This window comes from Pseudomonas phytophila, assembly GCF_025643095.1.
Lineage (GTDB): Bacteria > Pseudomonadota > Gammaproteobacteria > Pseudomonadales > Pseudomonadaceae > Aquipseudomonas > Aquipseudomonas quasicaspiana.
This window is the reverse complement of sequence record NZ_CP081201.1, coordinates 4,014,101-4,036,743: the sequence shown is the minus strand read 5'-3', so window position 1 is coordinate 4,036,743 and position 22,643 is coordinate 4,014,101. Positions and strand designations below refer to the sequence as shown.

The 22,643-nt window shown below is 54.4% G+C and carries 16 protein-coding genes; 10 read left to right on the top strand and 6 right to left on the bottom strand.

From position 1 onward, the window contains the following. Positions 1–96 precede the first annotated feature (96 nt). A complete protein-coding gene (locus K3169_RS18190; protein ID WP_263267320.1) occupies positions 97–990 on the top strand; it encodes a hypothetical protein in 894 nt (297 codons plus the stop codon). A gap of 287 nt (positions 991–1,277) precedes the next feature. Here the strand turns inward: K3169_RS18190 and K3169_RS18185 are convergent, their stop codons facing one another. Beyond that, on the bottom strand, positions 1,278–3,941 hold the full coding sequence (locus K3169_RS18185) for a TrlF family AAA-like ATPase (RefSeq protein WP_263267319.1): 2,664 nt from the start codon (positions 3,939–3,941) through the stop codon (positions 1,278–1,280). Positions 3,942–4,564: 623 nt separating this feature from the next. On the opposite strand from K3169_RS18185, the gene K3169_RS18180 reads away from it, so the two are divergent. Next, complete coding sequence (locus K3169_RS18180; RefSeq protein ID WP_263267318.1) at positions 4,565–5,374, top strand: NADPH-dependent oxidoreductase; 810 nt, start codon at positions 4,565–4,567, stop codon at positions 5,372–5,374. 27 nt (positions 5,375–5,401) lie between these two features. Here K3169_RS18180 and K3169_RS18175 read toward each other — a convergent pair whose 3' ends face one another. After that, entirely contained in the window at positions 5,402–6,793 is a 1,392-nt protein-coding gene (locus tag K3169_RS18175) for a heavy metal sensor histidine kinase (protein WP_263267317.1), read from the bottom strand. After that, positions 6,790–7,464 (bottom strand): heavy metal response regulator transcription factor, encoded by a 675-nt coding sequence (locus K3169_RS18170; RefSeq protein ID WP_122706379.1) that lies wholly within the window; start codon positions 7,462–7,464, stop codon positions 6,790–6,792. The genes K3169_RS18175 and K3169_RS18170 overlap by 4 nt, the downstream gene beginning before the upstream one ends. Before the next feature lie 458 nt (positions 7,465–7,922). Here K3169_RS18170 and K3169_RS18165 point away from each other — a divergent pair, with 458 nt between their 5' ends. From K3169_RS18165 to K3169_RS18155, 3 genes are all read left to right on the top strand, one after another. After that, positions 7,923–9,227 (top strand): TolC family protein, encoded by a 1,305-nt coding sequence (locus tag K3169_RS18165; protein WP_411567007.1) that lies wholly within the window; start codon positions 7,923–7,925, stop codon positions 9,225–9,227. A 67-nt stretch (positions 9,228–9,294) separates the two neighbouring features. Further along, complete coding sequence (locus K3169_RS18160; protein ID WP_263267315.1) at positions 9,295–10,650, top strand: efflux RND transporter periplasmic adaptor subunit; 1,356 nt, start codon at positions 9,295–9,297, stop codon at positions 10,648–10,650. 24 nt (positions 10,651–10,674) lie between these two features. Next, entirely contained in the window at positions 10,675–13,818 is a 3,144-nt protein-coding gene (locus K3169_RS18155; protein WP_263267314.1) for a CusA/CzcA family heavy metal efflux RND transporter, read from the top strand. 316 nt (positions 13,819–14,134) lie between these two features. On the opposite strand, the gene K3169_RS18150 is transcribed toward K3169_RS18155, so the two are convergent. Continuing rightward, positions 14,135–14,344, bottom strand: coding sequence for a hypothetical protein (locus K3169_RS18150; protein ID WP_027902780.1), 210 nt, complete (start codon positions 14,342–14,344; stop codon positions 14,135–14,137). Between the two features lie 253 nt (positions 14,345–14,597). On the opposite strand from K3169_RS18150, the gene K3169_RS18145 reads away from it, so the two are divergent. Then, positions 14,598–14,927: a DUF2790 domain-containing protein gene (locus tag K3169_RS18145; RefSeq protein ID WP_099268263.1), complete on the top strand. Its 330-nt coding sequence runs from the start codon at positions 14,598–14,600 to the stop codon at positions 14,925–14,927. A gap of 63 nt (positions 14,928–14,990) precedes the next feature. Here K3169_RS18145 and K3169_RS18140 read toward each other — a convergent pair whose 3' ends face one another. Then, a complete protein-coding gene (locus tag K3169_RS18140; protein WP_099268264.1) occupies positions 14,991–15,932 on the bottom strand; it encodes a LysR family transcriptional regulator in 942 nt (313 codons plus the stop codon). Between the two features lie 157 nt (positions 15,933–16,089). Between K3169_RS18140 and K3169_RS18135 the strand changes: the two genes are divergently transcribed. Then, positions 16,090–17,415, top strand: coding sequence for an MFS transporter (locus K3169_RS18135; RefSeq protein WP_122706370.1), 1,326 nt, complete (start codon positions 16,090–16,092; stop codon positions 17,413–17,415). A gap of 30 nt (positions 17,416–17,445) precedes the next feature. Beyond that, positions 17,446–18,483, top strand: coding sequence for a histone deacetylase family protein (locus K3169_RS18130; protein ID WP_255885356.1), 1,038 nt, complete (start codon positions 17,446–17,448; stop codon positions 18,481–18,483). A 149-nt stretch (positions 18,484–18,632) separates the two neighbouring features. On the opposite strand, the gene K3169_RS18125 is transcribed toward K3169_RS18130, so the two are convergent. Then, positions 18,633–20,063: a mechanosensitive ion channel family protein gene (locus tag K3169_RS18125; protein ID WP_122396778.1), complete on the bottom strand. Its 1,431-nt coding sequence runs from the start codon at positions 20,061–20,063 to the stop codon at positions 18,633–18,635. A gap of 117 nt (positions 20,064–20,180) precedes the next feature. On the opposite strand from K3169_RS18125, the gene K3169_RS18120 reads away from it, so the two are divergent. Next, complete coding sequence (locus tag K3169_RS18120; protein ID WP_263267313.1) at positions 20,181–21,086, top strand: LysR family transcriptional regulator; 906 nt, start codon at positions 20,181–20,183, stop codon at positions 21,084–21,086. 451 nt (positions 21,087–21,537) lie between these two features. Next, the gene (locus K3169_RS18115; RefSeq protein WP_263267312.1) at positions 21,538–22,407 is read left to right on the top strand and encodes a helix-turn-helix domain-containing protein; all 870 of its coding nucleotides are present in this window, start codon (positions 21,538–21,540) and stop codon (positions 22,405–22,407) included. The last annotated feature ends 236 nt before the right edge of the window (positions 22,408–22,643 follow it).

The following is a 22,643-nucleotide window of genomic DNA, read 5'->3' as shown; positions in this document are numbered from 1 at the left end:
CCCCTTCAGAGTTGAAAGGATAGGGGCGGATTTATTTTTTTCGATTCAGCGTTTGCAGGCTGTGTGTAACAATAATAATTTACTTGAGGGTTTTCAATGAATCTAACAAAAATAACAATCACAGTCGGTATAGGCGTGCTTTTAATATTCGGTTCCTATGGATCCCTCGTTCTCTATAAAACATGGCCAATAACCGAGTACTCAATTGCAAAGGCTGGAACTTTTGGTGACAGTTTTGGCGTGGTAACGTATCTGTTTTCCGGTTTGGCTTTTGCAGGTATTATTCTAACCATATTGTTGCAAAGAAAAGAGCTAACTGAATCGAGAGAGATTTTCAGAATCCAAAGATTCGAGGGTTCGTTTTATCGTTTGTTGGAGCTTTGCAGGAGGAATCTGGAAGACGTAAGAGTTATAGATTTTGAAGGTAAAACTCACGAAGGTATTGGCGCGCTTTATTACTATAGCAAGAAATTTACAGATTCAATGAAACGGCATAGTAGCTTTCTACAGGTCGACCATGGTCGAGTCGTATACGAATATCATTTGTTCGTAGAAATTCAAAAGCACATTGTTCGACAAGCTCGTTATCTTGGTACGCTCCAGAATATTCTGGAATTGATCGAGCGAGATCTTCCAACCGATCAAGAAAGGAAGCCTTATTGGGACATAGTTTCCAGTCAAATCACGTTTGGTGAAGCTAGGTATATTTTTTATTGCTGTCTGGTGTCAAGGGAAGACGACCAGCTCCGACCATTAATGGAGCGATCTGGCTTGACAGTAAGACTCATAAGCGGTTCGAATATAAGTAGCACTCTTCGTGAGTCGTACAAGCGGGCTCATGGAGTCGAATTTATAAAGTCGCCCGTTAAACTAGTACTTCCATACTCGATTAAGAAGCTTAAGGAACATACAAAGCTAGCAAAAGCTTCTTTGCGGGCGGCTTCAAATGCTAAGGCAACTAAAAAGGATGAGCCAGCCCGGACTCAATAGAATTTAATTCGCACATGCGATGAATCGAAAAGCGTGATTTGTCCTCTAGCTGTGAACTGAGGATGGCACGTAATGGCCGATTTCTGCCGCTGGTGACGGGCAGCAATCGGCCAAAAGCAGCCGTTGCGTAAACTCATTGCTATAACCGAGGCTCGGTCGCCAGCAATGCGCAGTTTTCAACTTCATCGTATTAACCGTTGAAAATTTACGTTATGCATTATAGTCAATCACGTTGCGCTGACACAAATAGGGCGCGGGCGCTCTAAGCGCCTACTCCGTAATAAGTGTCAGATTCCGTACTTTCGCTCTCTTCTTTCAAATGCGGTATGCCCGCCTTCGAGTATTGAGCAGACCTTGGCTCTTACACCTTCTCCGCTTTTGACATCTCCGTCTTCTAACGCACCTGAACTATAAGTGATCAGCTCTCCGTCGTTGTCAGCAACTATTACCTGCTCAGCGTCAGAGTTTACAACTAGGTTTGCGTTGTGAGTGACAATGATTACCTGTCGGTATTTTTTTATAATGTTGAAAAGTGGCACGAGTTGGGTGACTATAAATTCATTGTCTAGGTCATCCTCGGGCTGGTCAAAGATGAACGGACTTCCAAAAGGGTCAGTTGCTAACTTTAGGCATACATAGAATGTGCCGCGCTGGCCTACTGATAGCTTACTGACAGGTTTTGCTTTGTATGTGAACTCTGCGTTGACATAAAGGAAAGACTTGATACTCTCTGGAGAGAAAAGATAATTGATTAATTCGTACCTGCCCCCTTGGTTGAAATACTCGTCCTTCCAGAAAAACTCCTCGATTGAAATGAGTTCTTCTTCAATTTTAATAATTTTTTGCCCAGTTAATAGCCTAAAGAAATCTTCCTTGGATTGTATGCAGAAAGTTAACTCTAGTTTTTCGGCAGTTGATTTTTCAGCGGAGCCTCTGAACTTGCCCCTATTTATACATCGCTCCAATCCACTGTAGAACTTCTCGGCGTCGAATACGGTAGTACCGATAATATTGATGTCTCTCAATATGTGCTGCACTAGGTCGTTCTGTTCGTCGTTCCACTCTGGGTTATACTGCTGAAGACGGCCGAACGCAATGTCAATCTCCAGTCTCATACTCTCAACGTACGAGTTATATTGTCCTCCCAGTTCTCCGCGCCGAACTACGTATTTGTGATACTCTTTCGTTTTTGTATCTATCTCCCCGAGTTTTTCTTTGGCTTGGTCAATGGCGTATTGATATTCCGTTATTTTATGAAGCAGAGAAGATATGTCTTGGTTTATACCTTGTTTTGCGAATTCTGCGCGTATTTGGTCGTTGTCCCTAGTAAGTTCTAATATATGCGCATCTGCAGAGGTATTGTTGAGGTTCATCGCTTTTGTGATTTCATCTGCCACTAGGAGTGGCACCTTCGCCAGCGAGTCTCGATAGCCATTGTACTCAATCAATTTCTCATTGAGTTTTCCTATTGTCCGCGTTAGCTCTGAGATTATTTCGGTTGATCGGCCAGTAAATGCTTTTTTCTCATTTATTGTGCTCGAATTTGCTTGGTAACGCTCTATAAGTGCGTGGTTCTGTGGGTTTGTCAGTGTGCTTATTAATTGTGTGTTTTTTTCAATTATCGATTTCTGATAATTTGGTTTGTTGACTGACGCTCCGTTATTATCTTTCGCATTCCAATACTCAACAAAAGCTCTGTAGTCTCCCAGAATTTGCACAAGCTCGTGTGATACGACTGGATCAAATGGAAATGATCGTATTCCCAGCATCCTTTTTATCTCGTTGCTAAGGGAAACCGGATCCTTGCTGTAGCTGTGTATATTTCCTTGTGATACGTGTAAGTAGGTATAGGCATCCTCGGTCAAGTTGTCAAACTCGATATCGGCTCCATCAACACCACCCTGATTGAGAGTGATGGAAAGATTCTCTACATTGACTCCTCTAACCCTATCTGATCCTTGGCAATTACCTAGCCTCGAAAAAACCGCATCTAGTAATAAGCTTTTTCCTGTCCCTCGGCCTCCAATAATTGCGACCATGTTTGGGTTTAGCAGTATTTCCTGGCTCGAAAATTTTATATCGCTTTCGTCAAAGATTCGACCTTGTACTGATATTTTTCGGAAGTAAGGCTTTATGAAAGATCTTTCTATAAAGTCATCAGTCTGTTGAACCCTATCTGAGGGCTCGAAAATAGACTGCCTCAGACCTTGGAAATTTGGTTTGGCTTTTACCCAAGTGTACTTTTCTCCTATCTGTGCGATTGCATGAGCATCCGAGCAATTAAACACGGGTTTTGCAATGGCGTTTTCGAAGCGATCGGTGAGAAGGAAAAAATCACGGTCTCTAGGTCTGCCGAAAATGATATTACTGAACTTATCAATTTCCAAGGCCATAGCTACAGAGCGCCCTTCTTTTCTATCCGGTTGAAAACCGCCGTAACCATTTGGGCACATAGCGATCATAAAATCTTTTCCAGCAATCAAACTATCTTCAAGATGCTTTAATAAAGACCTTGGTTCGATAACTATTTCTCCGGTATCTACGCCGCATGTTTTGAATGACTCTTCAGAGCACCAAATATTTTTTCCGTCATTAGTTGTATTGGTTACGATGAATTTTGATAAAAGATCATTAATCGTTTTTGTTGAGATTTTTTCTGAGAAAACTATGTGCACATTAATCCACTCTCCCTCTTTGTTTGGTTGATTTATTCTGAGCTCAATATTTCCGAGGATTACGGTTTTGGAGTCTATTTCATTTAGGGCTGCTCTGATAAGTTCGAGTTCATTTTCTTTGAAATAGAAATAATTGGTTATTCCTATAAGAGAGAGGTTGGCGGCTTTTATCGCCTGTGCATATTCTTGGAGTGTGGTTTTGCCATAATTGTTATTAAGGTTGGTAAGCGGGGAGTGTAAGTGAAGATCCCATTTGTTCCACACTGAGCCTATCATGAAATTCCCTTTATATGAGTTTAAGATGTATATGCCAGACCCAGACTATAGCCGTGTACTGGCGTTTTGCCTACTATCTCAATGGGGCTGTCGAACTATCAGTGCAATGTGGTTTTGATGTCAAAATATGTTCAACAAGAAAACTGCACGAAAAACCACTTATCCCCCTCCCGCCTACGGGCTTTGCGTCCTTTCTTTTTGCAACCGGGTCGTGGGGTACAAACGGTGCTCCCGCCTATGCCCGCGGCGGGGTCAGGGAGATGTTCCGCAATTGCACAGAGTGCAATGCTTTGAAAAAAGTGCCGCGGCCTTGCACATGCTCAAGGGGCAGCTTCTGGCCGAAAGCGGCCGATCGTATATCGCAACTTTTGGCCGACTCCTGCCGGTCAGTGAGACACAGTGCACTGCTCAAGTCCGATACAAACGCTCGGTAAGGTCGAATGCAAAAGGCTGGTCAAGCGGAACGCAATCCCCCAACCAGTCTCACCCTGCAGCAATCACTCGCCATCGCCACCCCCTGACATCGTCTAACCGCGCTTTTCCTCGCGTGCTAATTTATCTCCATGTTAAAAGCCCCTCGTTCATTAAAGGCTCTACCCGGTTGCAACCTATTGGGAGATTTCATGACACAAGCCAAACAAAACGGCCTCGCCCTACGCTACGGCGACGCAGATGCAAACACAAAAATCCCCGAAAACTGGAACCCGATCCTTGATCAATTGGTAAGTCATCGCAGCGTCCGCGCTTTCAGCGACAAGCCGCTGCCAGAAGGAACGCTTGAAGCGTTAATCGCAGCCGCGCAATCGGCCGCCACTTCATCAAATCTACAAGTATGGAGCGTGATCGCCGTTCAGGACCCTTCCCGCAAAGCACGCCTCGCTGAGCTTGCCGGTAATCAGGCCTACATCCGCCAGGCCCCGCTGTTTCTGGTCTGGCTCGCTGACCTCTCCAGAGTGTCCCGAGTAGCAGAGCGTGCAGGCGTTGAGCTTGAAGCCTTGCCTTATATCGAGAGCCTGTTACTGGGCACGATCGACGCTTCGCTGGCCGCGCAGAACGCGGTGGTGGCTCTGGAGTCGATGGGGCTGGGTGGCGTTTACATCGGCGCTATACGCAATGACATCGAAGGTGTAGCAAAGGAGTTGGAGCTGCCACCTCAGGTGTACCCGGTGTTTGGCATGTGCGTGGGTTATCCCGATGCTGAGCGCCCGGCGCAGGTGAAGCCGCGCTTGCCCCACGAGCGCTACAACGCGGAGTCTGAACAGTCCTCGGTAGAGCAATATGATCAGCGCCTCGGTGCTTTTTATCAGCAGGAGGGCATGAAGGCTGCGGGCTGGTCTGAGCAAGTTGTGAATCGCTTGCGCAGTATTTCCAGCCTGCATGGGCGTGAAGAGTTGGTCAGGGCGCTACAGCAAATGGGCTTCGGCCTGCGTTAGCAGGCCGGGCTCAGTTCGGTGAATCACTCACTTCGCTCGCGGGAAAACCAGCCTGAACGTCGTGACCCGTTCCAGCTCACTCTCCACCGTCACGCGCCCTTGATGAACAGTCATGATGGAGCGAACAATCGCCAGCCCCAGACCGGTGCCGCCCTGTTGTCGGGAGCGGCTGGCGTGTACCCGGTAGAAGCGGTCAAACAGTCGCGGCAGGTGCTCGGCTTCGATGCCTTCGCCCAGGTTGCTGACGGCCAGAGAGACTTCATTGGCATGGCTTTCGAGGGTGATGGTCACTGTGCTACCGGGATTGCCGTGCCGGATGGCGTTGGAGAGCAGATTGGAGATCGCTCGCTGGATCATCAGTCGTTCTCCGAAGGTCTGGGCACTGCCCTGAACCACAAGCGTCATGTCTTTCTCTTCCGCTGACTGATCAAAAAGCTCGGCGACCTTGTTGGCTTCTACTTCAAGATCCACAGCGGTGAACGTCAATAGCGCCGAAGGCTGGGTCACGCTGGCCAGGAAGAGCATCTGGGAGACCATCAATGACAGACGCTCAAGCTCTTCGGTGCACGACTCCAGCGCCTGTTTGTATTCCTCGGGTGGCCGCTCTCTGGACAAGGTGACTTGCGCCTTGCCCATCAGGTTGTTCATGGGCGAGCGCAGTTCATGGGCCAGGTCATCCGAAAATTGCGCCAACTGCTGAATATCCTCGGCCAGTCGGTTGAGCATTACGTTGACGGCATGGGCCAGGTCACGGAGTTCGTCAGGTAAGCCAGCAGCTTGCATGCGATGGGACAAATCCCGGGCCGATACCTTGTGCGCGACCTTGCGAAATGCGCGCAGGGGTCTTAACCCGCGATGCACGATCCACCACGCACAACCGCCAACCAGCAGCAGGATGAGCGGCAAGGCAATGAGCGTGGATTTCACATAGGCGCCGAGTAAAAGCGCATCGCTCTCTCTGTCGAGCGCGAGCAGCACCAGCACCTTCTGGCCGCCTTTGAGGCGCACCTGTTTGCTGGCAATCAATATCTCGTGACCGGCCGAAGATTCCACCCGCTGGAAATGGTCCCGGCTGTCCCCGGCCAGGGGTATCGGGGGCACCATCTGTTCGTCCTGACCAAGGCTCAGCAAGCGTTTTCTCGGGACGCTCGAATCGAGGATGGTCAGGGTCAAGTCATCGTGCCCGACAATCTGGTCTCGCAAGTGGTGAGGCGCCAGCACCACGTCAGCTACCGAGCTGAAGCCCTCTGACAGGCTGTGTTCGATTTGCTCCAGTTTTTCCTGCAAGCCGTTTCTCGCCCGGAAATCCAGCTGATGTGAAATGGACGCGTAGGCGAACGCTGCCATTACCAGTACCAGCACGGCACTCATTGCGGTAACGGCAAGGCCCAGCCGTGTGGAAAGACGGGTGGGTTTCATTCACGTATTTCCAGAACGTAGCCGACGCCGCGCAGGGTGTGGATCAGTTTCTGTTCGAAAGGCTCGTCGATTTTTGCCCGCAGACGGCGGATCGAGACTTCGACAACGTTGGTGTCACAGTCAAAGTTCATGTCCCACACCAGCGAGATGATCTGCGTGCGAGACATGACTTCACCGCTGTGACGCATCAACAGGTGGAGCAGGGCGAATTCCTTGGTCGTCAGGTCGATGCGCTGGGTGCCGCGAAAGGCTCGGTGTCGTCCCTGGTCCAGTTCAAGGTCGCCTACCCGCAGCACCTCGGGCAAACCGGCCTGCTCACTGCGACGCATCAGCGTGCGAACTCTTGCCAGCAACTCCGGAAACTCGAACGGCTTGACCAGATAATCGTCTGCGCCCATTTCCAGCCCCCGGACCTTCTCTTCAAGGCGACCACGGGCAGTGACCATCATGACCCGGGTGTTGCTGTTTTTCCTCAACCGGGTCAACACCTCCCAACCATCCATCTCGGGCAGATTCACATCCAGGATCACCAGATCGTAAGTTTGATGTTGAGCCAGATAAAGCCCATCAAGCCCCGTGACGGCCAGGTCCACAACGTAGCCACTCTCGGTTAAACCCTGATGCATGTACTCGGCAGTTTTCGGCTCGTCCTCTACAACAAGGATTCGCATATCAGTGTCCTGTATTAATAGGGTAGGTAAGTGTCGCTGTTATTTTATCGGCGGCTTTAAAGTTGCGCGTTCCGCCTCTGCCAAGGTGACCGGCAGAGTTCCACGATCCATGGATTTGTGGCGATTCTGGAGTCTGTAGCCACTTCAGGGTCAACCCCGCAGGTGGCTGAATATCCGGATTTTTTTCAACTGTTCTGAAGCCAGAAAGCTTTAAGGTTTCCACTTTGCCAGCGTGTTAAAAAAGCAAGTTTTAAGTTATTGCTATTTGTGTCTTTGGTGTCGCTAACTTCACTGCGTCGCGCAGTGTAATAGCCAGCGACTGCAACTTTTCTTAAATGACAGGATTGTAATTTTTCAGCAATCCTTCTGCTAACTCCCTTTGCATAAAGTCCCCCGCATCCAACTCCGCTGAACGCAGCCGGAGTCTGTTCTGGTTATTTGATGGGGTGGTCAGTCATATGCAAAGGCGCGACGGGAGCAGTGCAAACCCGCTGAGGCACAGAGTTTTTTCCTTGTTAACCGACGTGAAGCCCACCGTGAAAACAGGTTTGCTTTATGCCTTTTTGCTGTCGTTCGCCGCGCCCGGTATTGCGACTGCTCAAAGTCTGAGTCTGCCCCAGGCCATCGAGGCCGCCTTTGCGGAAAACCCGGACCTCGCCGCCGCACGATGGGAAATTGGCATCGCCGAGGGCGACAGGCAGCAGGCCGGTCTGATGCCTAACCCTGAGTTGTCCTGGGAGGTGGAAGACACTCGGCGCAATACCAGCACTACCACGGTCATGCTTAGTCAGGCACTGGAACTGGGCGGCAAGCGCGGTGCCCGCGTTGAAGCAGCCAGCCGGTCCCAGGATGCTGCGCAGATCGAACTGGAACGACGGGGCAACGAGTTACGTGCCGAAGTCGTGCAGGCCTTCTTTACCGCAATGCGTGCGCAAACCGGTCTGGAACTGGCGCGACAATCCCATGCCCTTGCCCAGCGCGGCCTGGAAGTGGCTGACGGGCGTGTGCGTGCGGGAAAGTCTTCTCCCGTTGAGGTGACCCGTGCGCAGGTACAACTGGCTGAAACCGACCTGATGGTGCGCCGCGCCGAAACCCTGAAAACCAATAGCTATCGCGATCTGGCGCGCACCACCGGCTCGCCTGTTTCGTCGTTTGATCGACTGGAATACGCTGACCTGTCGCCGGGCAAATCCCCGTCGGAGGCGAGGATGCTCACGGCAATCAATCAAGCTGCCGAGCTGCGCCTGGCCCATGCCCAGATCGAGCAGCGTGAAGCGGCGCTAGGCTCGGAGCGTGCGCAGCGCATCCCCGACCTCACCGTCAGCATTGGCAGCCAGTACAGCCGCGAAGACCGTGAGCGGGTGAATGTCATCGGCTTGTCGGCACCGCTTCCTCTGTTCAATCGCAATCAAGGCAACGTTCTGGCCGCGTCGCGTCGCGCAGATCAGGCCCGTGATTTACGCAACGCCGTAGAACTCAGGTTACGTACGCAGACCCAGGCCGCACTCGATCAATGGTCGACGGCGAGCAGAGAAGTCGAGTCCTTCAATCAGGTGATTTTGCCCTCGGCGAAAAGCGCGGTGGATGCGGCGACCCGTGGTTTCGAGATGGGCAAGTTCGGCTTTCTCGAAGTTCTCGACGCACAGCGCACCCTGATTGCTGCCCGCAGCCAATACCTCGAATCGCTGGCCATCGCTACGGACGCCAGAGTGACGGTCGAGCGTATCTACGGCGACATCAGCCCATTCACTGCCAATCCTTAACCCCTCATTTTTCGCACTTATCGGGCGCATCGCTGTGTACATCCGTACGTGATCGCCGGGAGCATCCATGGATAACAAACGAAGTATGACCATTGCCCTGGCGGTGGTTGCAATCATTGGACTTGGCAGCCTGACGCTGGGTAATCAGGGGCTTCCTGTTGCAGCGGAAGCGGCCAAGGACGCGAAGCACGAACACACGGAAGAAGAAGGGCATGCGGACGAGAAGGGGCACGCCGAAAATGACAGCCACAGCGACGGCAAGGTGGATGACAAAGGCCACGCTGACGAAGCGCACGGTGAGGAAAGCCATGGTGATGAAGAGCATGGCGAAAAAGGTCATGGTGCCGAAGCGTCTGGCGGCGGCCATGAAGAATCTGGCGACTCGCACGCGGAAGAAGGCAAGCTCGAACTAAACGCTGAGCAGATCAAGTCTGCGGGCATAGAGCTGACCGTCGCGGCACCTCGGTCGATGAGCACTTCAGTCACGTTCCCCGGCGAAATTCGATTCGACGAAGACCGCACCACCCACGTCGTGCCCAGGGTCGGCGGGATCGTGGAAGAGGTCAAGGTTGACCTCGGCCAGTCGGTGAAAAAAGGCCAGGTCCTGGCCGTGATCGCCAGTCAGCAAATCTCCGATCAGCGCAGCGAACTTAACGCAGCGCAGCGCCGTCTTGAACTCGCACGGCTGACCATGCAGCGCGAGAAAAAGCTCTGGGAAGACAAGATTTCCGCCGAGCAGGATTATCTGTTGGCGCGTCAGGCGTATCAGGAAGCAGACATCAGCTACGCCAACGGTCGGCAGAAGTTGAGTGCTATCGGCGCCAGTCTGAAATCCTCCGCGGGCAATCGATACGAACTGATCGCTCCCTTTGATTCAGTGGTCGTCGAAAAGCACCTGGCCATAGGCGAGGTGGTTAACGACAGCACTTCAGCTTTCACACTCTCCGATTTGTCGCGGGTCTGGGCGACCTTTGGCGTTGCGCCCAAGGATTTGAACAAAGTCGTGGTAGGCAGGGCAGTCACGGTCAGTGCGCCCGATCTCAATGCCGAGGTTGAAGGCCGCATCAGCTACGTAGGCAATCTGTTGGGCGAGCAAACCCGCGCGGCTGCGGTGCGCGTGGTACTGGCCAACCCCGAGGGCGCGTGGCGTCCGGGGCTGTTTGTCTCGGTTGATGTGACAGCAGACAAAGCCAATGCGGCGGTCAGCCTGCCTGAGTCTGCCATTCAGTCCGTTGAAGACCAGACGTCGGTGTTCGTGCGCAGTACCGAAGGCTTTGAAGTGCGTCCGGTGAAAGTCGGCAGACGCGACGGCGGTTATGTGGAAATCGTTCAAGGCCTGACGGCGGGCACTCAAGTGGCCGCCGCTGGCAGTTTCATTCTCAAGTCCGAGCTGGGTAAAGGCTCCGCTGAGCACTCCCATTGATCTGCCTCGCAAGAGTACAACGTCATGTTTGAACGGTTGATCCAATTCGCAATCGAGCAGCGCATCGTGGTGATGCTTGCCGTGTTGCTCATGGCAGGGCTCGGCATTGCCAGCTACCAGAAACTGCCCATTGATGCTGTGCCTGACATCACTAATGTGCAGGTACAGATCAATACTTCGGCGCCCGGTTTTTCGCCCCTGGAGACAGAACAGCGGGTGACCTTCTCGATTGAAACGAGCATGGCAGGCCTGCCGGGTCTGCAGCAGACACGTTCTCTGTCGCGCTCGGGCCTCTCACAGGTCACGGTGATTTTTGAAGACGGCACGGACCTGTTCTTCGCCCGCCAGTTGGTCGGCGAGCGTCTGCAAATCGCCAAGGATCAGTTGCCCGAAGGTGTCGATGCGGTCATGGGGCCAATTTCTACCGGGCTTGGCGAGATTTTCCTCTGGACGGTGGAGGCTAAAGAGGGCGCGCTGAAGGAAGACGGCACGCCTTACACCTCGACCGATCTGCGGGTGATTCAGGACTGGATCATCAAGCCGCAGCTGCGCAACGTGCCTGGCGTCGCCGAGATCAACACCATTGGTGGTTTCGCCAAGCAGTATCAGATCGCGCCCGACCCGAAGAAACTCGCCGCGTACAAGCTGACGTTGAATGATCTGGTGGCTGCCCTTGAGCGCAACAACGCCAACATTGGCGCAGGCTACATTGAGCGCGGCGGCGAGCAGTTATTGATTCGCGCGCCGGGTCAGTTGGGCACGGTGCAGGACATTGCCAACATCGTCATCGCTAATGTCCAGGGAACGCCTATCCGGGTCAGCAGCGTGGCCGACGTGGACATTGGTCAGGAGCTACGCTCTGGCGCTGCTACCGAAAATGGCCGGGAAGTGGTACTCGGTACCGTGTTCATGCTGATCGGCGAAAACAGCCGCACGGTTTCCCTGGCCGTGGCTGCCAAGCTGGCTGATATCAACCGTTCATTGCCGGAAGGTGTTGAAGCGATCACGGTTTATGACCGCACGACGCTGGTTGAAAAAGCCATCGCCACGGTCAAGAAGAACCTGATCGAAGGGGCCATTCTGGTCATCGCGATTCTGTTTTTGTTCCTCGGTAATATCCGTGCCGCGTTGATCACCGCCATGGTGATTCCCTTGGCCATGCTGTTCACCTTCACCGGTATGTTCACCAACAAAGTCAGTGCCAACCTGATGAGTCTCGGCGCGCTGGACTTCGGCATCATCGTTGACGGCGCAGTCGTAATTGTCGAAAACGCGATCCGCAGACTGGCGCACGCACAGCAGAAGTACGGACGGATGTTGACCCGTTCGGAGCGCTTTCATGAGGTGTTTGCAGCCGCCAAAGAAGCACGTCGACCACTGATTTTCGGCCAGTTGATCATCATGGTCGTGTACCTGCCGATCTTCGCCCTGACGGGGGTCGAGGGTAAAATGTTCCACCCGATGGCCTTTACCGTAGTGATCGCGCTGCTGGGCGCCATGATCCTGTCGGTGACATTCGTACCGGCGGCCATTGCCATGTTTGTCACCGGCAAGGTCAAGGAAGAAGAGGGCGTGGTGATGCGTACCGCGCGTCTGCGCTACGCACCTGTTTTGAAGTGGGTATTGAGCCATCGGTCGATAGCGTTCTCCGTCGCTGTGGTACTGATTGTCTTGTCCGGGTTCACCGCCAGCCGCATGGGCAGTGAGTTCATCCCGAGCTTGAGTGAGGGCGACTTTGCGTTGCAGGCACTTCGGGTTCCAGGCACCAGCCTGACTCAATCAGTGGACATGCAGCAGCGTCTTGAAAAAGCCATCGTCGAGAAAATGCCGGAAGTCGAGCGTGTGTTCGCCCGAACAGGCACCGCAGAGATCGCTGCGGACCCGATGCCGCCGAACATCTCTGACAGTTACGTCATGCTCAAGCCGCAAAGTGAATGGCCAGATCCTGGCAAGTCTCGCGAAACGCTGATTGCCGAATTGCAGCAGGCCGCTGCGACAGTGCCGGGCAGTAACTATGAACTGTCACAGCCGATTCAGCTGCGCTTCAACGAGCTGGTTTCAGGTGTGCGCAGCGACGTTGCGGTGAAGGTGTTTGGCGATGACATGGCGGTACTGAACCAGACTGCCGCGAAAATCGCTGCGACCTTGCAGAAGGTGCCGGGATCGTCTGAGGTCAAGGTTGAACAAACTACCGGCTTACCTGTGCTGACCATCAACATTGACCGCGACAAGGCTGCGCGTTATGGCCTCAATGTAGGCGATGTTCAGGACGCCATTGCCATCGCAGTAGGCGGGCGCCAGGCGGGTACTCTCTATGAAGGTGATCGTCGCTTTGACATGGTAGTGCGACTGTCGGAAACCTTGCGTACAGACGTGGCCGGACTGTCGAGCCTGCTGATCCCCGTGCCTGCGACGGCGAGCAGCGTCAATCAGCAGATCAGCTTCATTTCGCTGTCCCAGGTGGCAAGCCTGGATCTCGTACTGGGGCCGAACCAGATCAGCCGGGAAAACGGCAAACGTCTGGTCATCGTCAGCGCTAACGTACGCGGTCGCGACCTCGGCTCGTTTGTGCAAGAGGCGGGCGAGACCATCGAACGCGACGTGCAGATTCCGGCGGGATATTGGACTAATTGGGGCGGCCAGTTTGAACAGTTGCAGTCCGCTGCCAAGCGCTTGCAGATCGTGGTTCCAGTGGCGCTGCTGATGGTGCTGGCGCTGCTGTTCATGATGTTCAATAACCTGAAGGACGGCTTACTGGTTTTCACTGGTATTCCCTTTGCCTTGACCGGCGGCGTCATGGCGCTGTGGTTGAGGGACATTCCGCTGTCCATCTCGGCGGGGGTAGGGTTTATCGCCTTGTCGGGTGTGGCGGTGCTTAACGGCCTGGTGATGATCTCGTTCATTCGTAACCTGCGCGAGGAAGGGCGTTCGCTGGGCGATGCGATCAACGAAGGTGCGCTGACCCGCTTGCGCCCGGTGTTGATGACTGCGTTGGTCGCGTCGTTAGGCTTTATTCCGATGGCGCTGGCGACCGGTACGGGGGCAGAAGTTCAGCGTCCGCTGGCCACCGTGGTGATTGGCGGGATATTGTCGTCCACCGCGCTGACCTTGTTGGTTCTGCCTGCGCTCTATCAATGGGCGCACCGTCGGGAAGAAGAGCAGACATAACGTCATTGTTGTAAATAAATAGCCCGCGACAGGTAACTGTTGCGGGTTTTTTTATGTGTCAAGTGTAGCACGCGGTTCCTGTAGGAGTGAGCTTGCTCGCGATGCATTTCTTCTGGCGATACTTTCTTTACGGATAGATTGCTATCGCGAGCAAGCTCACTCCTACAACTACCGTATTAGTTGTGTTGAGAGAGGGAGTCACGGTTATGTGTTTATCAGAAATAAAAAAAGCGCCCCGAAGGGCGCTAAAGATTCACCTTGACCAAAGGAGCTTGTCAGCTGCTAAAGGTGAATAGAGTGGAACCGAAGTTAATCCTTAACCTTTTTCAGGTTCATTAACCGAGGTCTTTTTCTCGGTATTCACAAGACGCGATGATTCGCCATTGATTTGATCGTTGAAGCGCTGCTCCTGAGCGACCTTGATTTTTTCAGCGGCCGGGCTGGCGCGTTCACTTCCATCGTGGGCCATTGCCGCGGTGGATGAGAGGGCGACGAGTGTGAAGGCGATTGCTTTGATTGTAGTCATCGTAGTTACCATTCTGTTTAAGGGCAGTGACTGCGGAGTCTTGAAGCAAGCTGCGTCGTGCTCCTCAGTGTTAGCGATGAGTATAAATAGCCAAGCTAACAGGACGGTGAGTGAATAATGACAATGTTGTTATTAAGTGCACGGGGAAGATCTCAAGACTTTTTCCAGATTTCCAAATCGTCATGTTTGCGCCACCTCGTTGTTAGCGATGGACTGGTATCTTTCAATCACCCACTAAACGGAGACAGAGAAAATGAAAATCGCTAAATCGTTGATGCTTGCGCTGGCCGTACTTGTTCCTGTTACTTCTTTTGCTTCCAGCGATCATGAACCGGTCGCCAGCAAGATTATCAAAGAGCACCAGGCGTTTGTTGCGGATTATGCCGCCGATAAAAATCAGGCTCTTCCCGGCATCGTGAAGTATGAGTACGGTATGAAACTTGACGTTGAGAAAGTTGTGCGTATGTCTTCGGCTTCCAAAGTGTGCGGCGTCAACCCGCAGCTAATGACCTACGAAGATTCCAACGGTGCGTTGAAGACTGTTAAGTATCAAGCATTGAATGATTGCCGAAATAAAAACTGATTGGGAATTACCTGTTTCAGTTCTGTATTAAAGCGCGGCGGGTTAATCATGAAGATAAAAACTTCATGTATTTTCCAGCCGCGCTGCCAATCCTTCGATAAACACCGTTTCAGCACGGCTCATGCGCTGTTCACGGTTCCACAGCAAATGAATATCGACGTCCGCAACGCCCTCCAACGGCGGCACCCGCCACAGTAACCCCTGTTCAACGTCGTCAACCACGACATGCTCGGGCAGGCATCCCAGACCAATCCCCGCAATGACCAGGCGCCTGATTTCTTCGAGGCTTGAAGATGACGCCACAATCCTACCGCCAAAACCTTGCTGGTCACGAAAGATGGTCAGGGGCGAAAGCATCCCGCCGATCTGGTCACTGGTGAAACTGACGAAGTTTTCCGACTGCAGATCGCTCTGACTGAGGTCGGTGCGACCATACAGTGGATGGTTCCGGCCGCAGAAAAACACGTAACGCTGACGTTGAAACAGGCGTTGTTCCAGCCGGGGTTGTGGGCGGCGATTCAGGCTCAAGCCCAGGGTGGCGGTTTTCTCCAGCAGCGCGCTGACGATGTCGGAGCTGCGCATCACGTCCACTTCCAGGTCAACCCGGGGGTGTTGGCGGTGGAACTCCGTCAGGAAATTATCAAAGTTGCTCGACACGATCCGGCTGATCATCAGCAAGCGGACTTTGCCGATCACTTCATCCCCCGGCATCTGCAAGGTGTTGCTCACTTGCGAGACCTGGCCGTAAATCTCACCCGCCAGGGCGAAGATTTTCACACCGGCTTCGGTCAGGTCGAACCGTGGCCCGCGACGGGCGATAAGCTGACAACCCAGTTGTTCTTCCAGACGCTTGAGGGCCTGACTGACCGCGGGTTGGGTCAGGTGCATTCTGGCAGCGGCCCGGCTGATGCTCAGCTCCTGGCCAATCACCCGGAAGGTACGCAGCAGATTCCAGTCAAGGCGGTCATTGAGCAAGGGAGATATATCGCGGGAAGAGTCGGTCACGGCAACCTCACTATAATTGCGGCTTATAGTTCGAATAATAAATAGAAATTTGACTGATTATGCCTGTCGAGCAAAAAATCCGTCCATAGTCGCCAACAGAGCGGCCTCAGCAAGATCATTTTCTCCTGCCAAAAATACTAACCAATGGAGTTGATTCATGAAGCCCACTGCTTCTGCGCAGCCACGCCGGGCTGCCGCCGCCGCGTTCATCGGTACGATGATCGAGTGGTACGACTTTTATATCTATGCCACCGCCGCTGCGCTGGTATTCGGTCAGCTCTTTTTCCCTTCCGAAGATAAATTGTTCAGCACCATGGCGGCCTTCGGCACCTTTGCCGTGGGCTTCTTTGCCCGACCGTTGGGCGGCATCGTGTTTGGTCACATCGGCGACCGTATCGGCCGCAAGAAATCGCTGGTCATCACCCTGGTGATGATGGGCGTGGTCACAGTCTGTATCGGTTTGCTGCCGACCTATGCGCAAATTGGCGCAGCGGCGCCGGTGTTGCTGATCCTCCTGCGTGTGGTCCAGGGCATTGCTGTTGGAGGCGAGTGGGGCGGTGCAGTATTGATGGCGGGTGAACATGCGCCCAAAGGCCGACGTAATTTCTTCGCCTCATTTGCGCAGTTGGGCAGCCCTGCGGGGTTGATCCTTTCGCTGCTGGCGTTCAGCGCGGTAACCCGTCTGCCCGAAGAAGACCTGATGAGCTGGGGCTGGCGTCTGCCGTTTCTGGCCAGCGCCGCGTTGCTGGTGGTCGGTCTGGCGATTCGCCTGGGTGTCAACGAGTCACCTGAATTCCTCAATGACAAAGAGCAGGCACGGCTGGATGTCGCCAAGTCTGGCCGCAAGGCACAGGCTCCGGTATTCGAGGTGCTCAAGACTTCATGGCGGCCCTTGCTGCTGTGCATCGGCGCAAACACGCTGGGCATCGCGGGGGTGTATTTCACCAACACCTTCATGATTGCTTACACCACTCAGCAATTGAATTTGCCAAGGTCGCTGATTCTGGAATGTCTGTTCGTGGTGGCGATCATTCAGTTCTGCATCCAGCCGATTGCGGCATGGGTGGCGGAGAAGGTCGGCGCCACGCGCTTCCTGTGTGGCGTGACGATTTTGGCGATGGCCTCGCCGTATCCGATGTTCATCCTGGTCAGCAGCGGTCAGGCACCGTTGATCATTCTCGGCATCGCCCTGGCGGTGGTCTGCATGGCGTCGTTCTACGCAGTAATCGCCGGTTACGTCAGCGGCATGTTTGAAACCCGGGTTCGCTACACCGCGATTTCCCTGGCCTATCAGGTGTGCGGTGCGCTGGCAGGCGGTCTGACGCCCTTGATCGGCACCTGGCTGGCGCATTCCTACCCCGGCCAATGGTGGCCGATGGCGTTGTTCTACAGCCTGATCGCAGGCACCTCACTGATCTGCGTGCTGGCACTCGCCAAGCGACATGCCACGGCATTCGAACTGGAAACCGCTCGCGAAGCCTGATTGGCGCGACCTACTGAATGAGGAACACCCATGCTCAGTTTTTTTCATCCGGAACAGCTTCTGCACTTTCCCAAAAGCTATTACTCCCGTGGGCAGATGCGCACGCCACAGGAGGTCCCGCAGCGGGCACAGAATCTGCTGCAAGCGGTTCAGGGGCTGGCGTTCGATATTCAGCAACCGGCTGATTTTGGCCTCGCTCCTTTGCTGGCGGTCCACAGCGATGCATATCTGACGTTCCTGAAAAGCGCACATACAGAATGGAAGAAGATGCCCGAAGACTGGGGCGATGAAGTGATGTCGAACATCTTCGTCCGCGAGCCCAATGCCTTGCGTGGGATTCTGGCCCAGGCCGCGCGCTATCTGGCCGATGGCAGTTGCCCGGTGGGTGAGAACACCTGGCGCTCTGCGTACTGGTCTGCTCAAAGCGCGGTGGCGGCTGCCAAGGCTGTGCTTGATGGTGAGCCTGCAGCATATGCGCTATGCCGTCCGCCCGGGCATCACGCTCGCAAAGAAGCCGCAGGTGGGTTCTGCTACGTCAACAGCGCCGCAGTGGCTGCTCAGGTTTTGCGTGACGGCTTTGAGCGGGTCGCAGTGCTGGACACTGACATGCACCACGGTCAGGGTATCCAGGAGATTTTTTACGATCGCGATGATGTGCTGTACGTCTCCATTCATGGCGATCCGGAGAACTTTTATCCAGGCGTTGCCGGGTTCGAAGACGAGCAGGGTGAAGGTGCCGGGGCTGGCTGCAACGTGAACTTCCCGATGCCTCACGGTTCGCCTGAATCGGTGTTCATGGACAAGCTTGAACAGGCTCTGGATGCCGTTAAATCTTTTGACGCGCAGGTGCTGGTGTTGTCCTTGGGCTTCGATATCTACGAGCATGACCCGCAGAGCCAGGTCGCGGTCACCCGGGAAGGATTCGCGAAACTGGGCGAGCGGATTCGCAGCCTGGGGCTGCCGTGCGTGATCGTGCAGGAGGGCGGTTACCACCTGGAAACACTGGTCAGCAATGCCCATGCGTTTTTTGATGGGGCGCAGGTCTGGAAGGATGCTGTCAGGGGCTGACACCTCCAACCCCGTGGGAGCAGAGCTTGCTCGCGATAAGGCTGAACGTGATCTAGAGCAAATCGCATCCAGCCTTATCGCGAGCAAGCTCTGCTCCCACAAAGATTACATTTCGGTAAATGTGTGTTGCTTGACAGTGTTGTCATATATCACCGCTTCTGCAACCACCCCAGAAAACTGCCTTTCTTGATGGCTGCCGGTTTCTCGGTCAGTAATGACTGGCTGCTGTGCTGGCGCACGGCCTGGAGTTTCGTCAGGGCATTTTTGATCTGACCTTCATGCTCCATGGTTTCCCGGGCCACGCTTTTGTCGATGCTGTAGACCACACACGAGGTAAGGGCGGTGAAACGGGCTTCGGACGGTGTGTCGTCGAGAATGCTCTGTTCGCCCATTACTTCGCTCGGACCCATGCGCCCGGCTTCGATGAAGGCCTTGCCGTCGGATACTTCGGCCGACACCACGCCGGTGGCGATCACCAGCAGGCTGTCGGTGACTTCATTGGCTTCGATGATCACCTGACCCGCAGCGTATTCCCTGGCAGACATGCTCTGCGCCAGATGGTTTTTCTCTTCGATGTTCAGCGCGCGGAATACCTTCACTTCGTCCAGCAAGGTCCGGGCACGGGACACCGGTTCTGCCGTAACGTCGGACTGCCACGCAATGCCCGCGGCTTCGAGGTGACGGTAGGCGAGGTCGAACAGCAGGTTGCGGACTTCGCTTTTCTTGTCCAGATCCCTGATAAACCCAGTGACGGTGTATTCGATGGTGGTCGGGCTGGCTTCCTTGACCACCGCTCGGGCCTTGGGGAATGGCAGCAAGGCGCTGCTGCCTTGGAGGGCTCGGTCCAGTGCATCCAGTACGCGGCGCGGGCGGATGTGCGGTGAGACCATGATGTTGATCGACACGCCGAACATGTCTCTGGGCCGGCTGAGGTTGACGATTTTGGCCTTGGCCGCTACCGAGTTGGGGATGACCGCCGTGCTGCCCGTGCCGGTCAGCAAGTGAGTGGCGCGCCAGTCGATGTCGACGACCTTGCCTTCAACCCCGTCGATGCTGATCGAGTCGTCAACCTGATAAGGCTTGGTGGTGTTGAGGATGATCCCTGAGAACACGTCGGCCAACGTGCTCTGCAACGCCAGACCGACCACGATGGCCATTGCTCCGGACGTCGCCAGCAAGCCTTTGACGGGAAGCTGCATGACATAACCGGCGGCTGCCACGATAGCGATCAGAAAGATCACGGCGCCGATCACTTCCTGCAACAAGCGACCGCTGTGACCGATGCGCCGCATCAATAACGTGCCGATGATTTCAGTCAGGGTCCTGGCCGCCAGAATCCACCAGATGATTTCCAGTGCGGTAGCCGCCAGATGCCGGGCGCTGTCTTCTTCCCAAGGGGCACTGTCCAGTGGGCTCAGGCCAGCGCTGATAATCACTACGCTATAAACCAGAAACAACGCCAGCCGTACTGCAACTTTTTGCAATCGGTAGGGGTACGGCACCAGATTCCAGCTGGCCAGATCCAGCAAGACCAGCAACAGGCTGCAGATCAGCGGATAGCTTTGAATGAATGCGGGCATGATCTGATCCTGTAGGAGGTCGGTTCAGCAAAGGGAATACAGTCAGCGCAGATTAAGCCCATGCATTGGGCCGATAAAGCTGGTAGAAAGCGTTGGACTGTCAACCGGTGAGCGACAATGAACCCTTTCGAAGATATGCGCATATTTACCCAGGTGATGGAATCCGGGAGTTTCACCGCTGCCGCCGAGCAGTTGGGGCTTTCCAAGCAATTCATCAGTCGCCGTCTGATCCAGCTTGAAGAGCGTCTTGGCGTACGTTTGCTCAACCGTTCAACCCGTCGGCTGGACGTTACACCGCTGGGCCAGGCCTATTACGAATCGGCGTTGCGGCTGGTAGCGGATCTCGAACAGGCCGAACAGAGCATAGCCGGGCAGAACACTCAGCCGCGGGGCACCATTCGCATCACTGCACCGTTGTCGTTTGCCATTGAGCATTTGGGGCCCTTGTTGCCGGTTTTCCTGCAGCGCTATCCCGAGGTGTCGGTAGAAGTGGACCTGAGTGACCGCGCCGTGGACTTGCTGGGCGAAGGTTACGACCTGGCGCTGCGTATCGGTGTGCTGGAAGACTCGACGCTGATCGCCCGTCATATTGCCAATATCGAACGGGTGTTCTGTTGCAGTCCCGACTACCTTGAGCGACGCGGCGCACCTGCCGAACCGGAAGCGCTCAAGCATCATGATTGCTTGCCTTATGGTCACAGCCGTCAGGTGCAGTGGCGCTTCGAGCGAAATGGCAAGCCGTTGGCGGTCAGCCTGTGCGGAAGGATGCGCGCCAACAATGGCGAACTGTTGCGCGATGCTGCCATTGGCGGGTTGGGGATCACCTATTTGCCGCTATTCATTGTCGGCGCGGCTTTGGAAGACGGGCGTCTGGTCCGTGTTCTCAATGAGTTCCGCACGCCATCACTGGCGTTGTCGGCGGTCTACCCGCAACACCGTCAGGGCTCGCGTCCGGTGCAGGCGCTGATCGGGTTTCTCAAGGAGCATCTGGTCCAGTGCCCATCATTGGTATCGCCCGACTGAACGAGCCCGCTATTATTCGGCGCTGTCGCGATCAACTCACGACCTGCAACCGGTTGATGTTGATCTGTAGGAGTGGCCCGGTGTGCGTGACACCGCGCCGTCTCGCGGCAAACACTGGATCCTGTAGGAGTGAGCTTGCTCGCGATGGCGGTCGAAATGTTGAGAAATTATCGCCTGACCAAACGCTATCGCGAGCAAGCTCACTCCTACAAAAAAGTAGGTGAATTCAAATAGTTATTTTGTGTTTGATGAGCGCGCACGAGCACCGCGAGGTCGCGATGGCGGTGTATCAGGCAGGCCGCCATCGCTGCTTCGCGGTGCTCGTGAGCTCCAGAGAAAAACATTTATTCAGTAAGCCACATATTGTCCGATCAGAGCCCGGTCGCAGATGTCTGGTTTTGCCGATAGAGTAGGGTGAACGTGTTTCCCGCCCCGAGCCGAAGGAATCAACTTGAGCGCCCCTGCCATCGCCCATTTGCATACTGAAAAGTTCTCCGCCACTCGGGTGGTGGATGCGCGTCCGGATCCTGAGAAGATCATTGATATTCCCTGCTTCGATGCCTTTTCGATCATCGTCCAGCTCGAAGATTTTGCCGAGCATCGGTTATGGCGTGGCCGACGTCTGAGTTATGCCGGTGGCTATCGTCAGGGCAGTGTTTCCTTGCCATTCATGGGGGATGAGCTGCGCTGCCAGCATCGGGCTTCCTATGACAACCTGCGGTTCAATATCCCTCGGCAAACCTTCGACGAATACCAGCGTGAGAATGGCGGGCGGATCATCAGTGGATTTCGCTACGAACAGGGCGCTCAGGACCCAGTGCTGTATCACCTGGCGCAGGCGATGCTGCCCGCGTTACGCAACCCGGCAGCCGCCAATCAGTTGTTCATTGATCACATTTTGTTAGCGATGTGCGCGCACTCGGTCACTCAATATGGCCGTATCGCTTCTACTTCCGGGAAGTTCACGACCACGCTGACGCCGCTTCAGGAACGTCTGGCCAAGGAGATGATTGCCAGCAATCTGGGCAGCGATCTTTCTGTGGAGCGGATTGCTCAGGAGTGTTCGCTGAGTCGCAGTCATTTCTCCCGCGCGTTCAAACAGGCCACGGGTGTTGCGCCGCACACCTGGTTGCTGCAGATGCGTGTCGAGAAGGCTAAAGAGTTGTTGATGGCCCGGCCCGGACTTTCCTTGGTCAACATTGCTCAGGCGTGCGGTTTTTCTGATCAACCGCACCTGACCCGGGTGTTCACGCGGTTGGTGGGAGTGACGCCCAGTGCATGGCGAGGAGCTCAGCGTGGTGCAGTGATTGTTTTGGGTTGAAGAACTTGCCTGAGCTGCTCACTCGATGGCCATGATAAAGAGGAGGCTGTCGTCCAGCAGCCCACAGTTATCAGGTTCAAAATCCCACAGGTGGTAGCATCTCAAGCTTATGCAAAACCTGTGGGACCGAATTCATTCGGGAAAGGGCCGGCAGATTCAACACTTCTGTAGCCTGACAAGACGCATTCGCGAATGAATTCGCTCCCACCGGGATCGACGCTTGCAGGCCAACATAA

Excerpts from the sequence above, each read along its gene's own strand:
- K3169_RS18130 (WP_255885356.1), top strand. The coding sequence starts at position 17,446 with ATGCTCAGTTTTTTTCATCCGGAACAGCTTCTGCACTTTCCCAAAAGC.
- K3169_RS18175 (WP_263267317.1), bottom strand. The coding sequence starts at position 6,793 with ATGAAACCCACCCGTCTTTCCACACGGCTGGGCCTTGCCGTTACCGCA.
- K3169_RS18185 (WP_263267319.1), bottom strand. The coding sequence starts at position 3,941 with ATGATAGGCTCAGTGTGGAACAAATGGGATCTTCACTTACACTCCCCG.
- K3169_RS18150 (WP_027902780.1), bottom strand. The coding sequence starts at position 14,344 with ATGACTACAATCAAAGCAATCGCCTTCACACTCGTCGCCCTCTCATCC.
- K3169_RS18135 (WP_122706370.1), top strand. The coding sequence starts at position 16,090 with ATGAAGCCCACTGCTTCTGCGCAGCCACGCCGGGCTGCCGCCGCCGCG.
- K3169_RS18125 (WP_122396778.1), bottom strand. The coding sequence starts at position 20,063 with ATGCCCGCATTCATTCAAAGCTATCCGCTGATCTGCAGCCTGTTGCTG.
- K3169_RS18180 (WP_263267318.1), top strand. The coding sequence starts at position 4,565 with ATGACACAAGCCAAACAAAACGGCCTCGCCCTACGCTACGGCGACGCA.
- K3169_RS18120 (WP_263267313.1), top strand. The coding sequence starts at position 20,181 with ATGAACCCTTTCGAAGATATGCGCATATTTACCCAGGTGATGGAATCC.
- K3169_RS18145 (WP_099268263.1), top strand. The coding sequence starts at position 14,598 with ATGAAAATCGCTAAATCGTTGATGCTTGCGCTGGCCGTACTTGTTCCT.
- K3169_RS18155 (WP_263267314.1), top strand. The coding sequence starts at position 10,675 with ATGTTTGAACGGTTGATCCAATTCGCAATCGAGCAGCGCATCGTGGTG.
- K3169_RS18160 (WP_263267315.1), top strand. The coding sequence starts at position 9,295 with ATGGATAACAAACGAAGTATGACCATTGCCCTGGCGGTGGTTGCAATC.
- K3169_RS18170 (WP_122706379.1), bottom strand. The coding sequence starts at position 7,464 with ATGCGAATCCTTGTTGTAGAGGACGAGCCGAAAACTGCCGAGTACATG.
- K3169_RS18165 (WP_411567007.1), top strand. The coding sequence starts at position 7,923 with ATGCAAAGGCGCGACGGGAGCAGTGCAAACCCGCTGAGGCACAGAGTT.
- K3169_RS18190 (WP_263267320.1), top strand. The coding sequence starts at position 97 with ATGAATCTAACAAAAATAACAATCACAGTCGGTATAGGCGTGCTTTTA.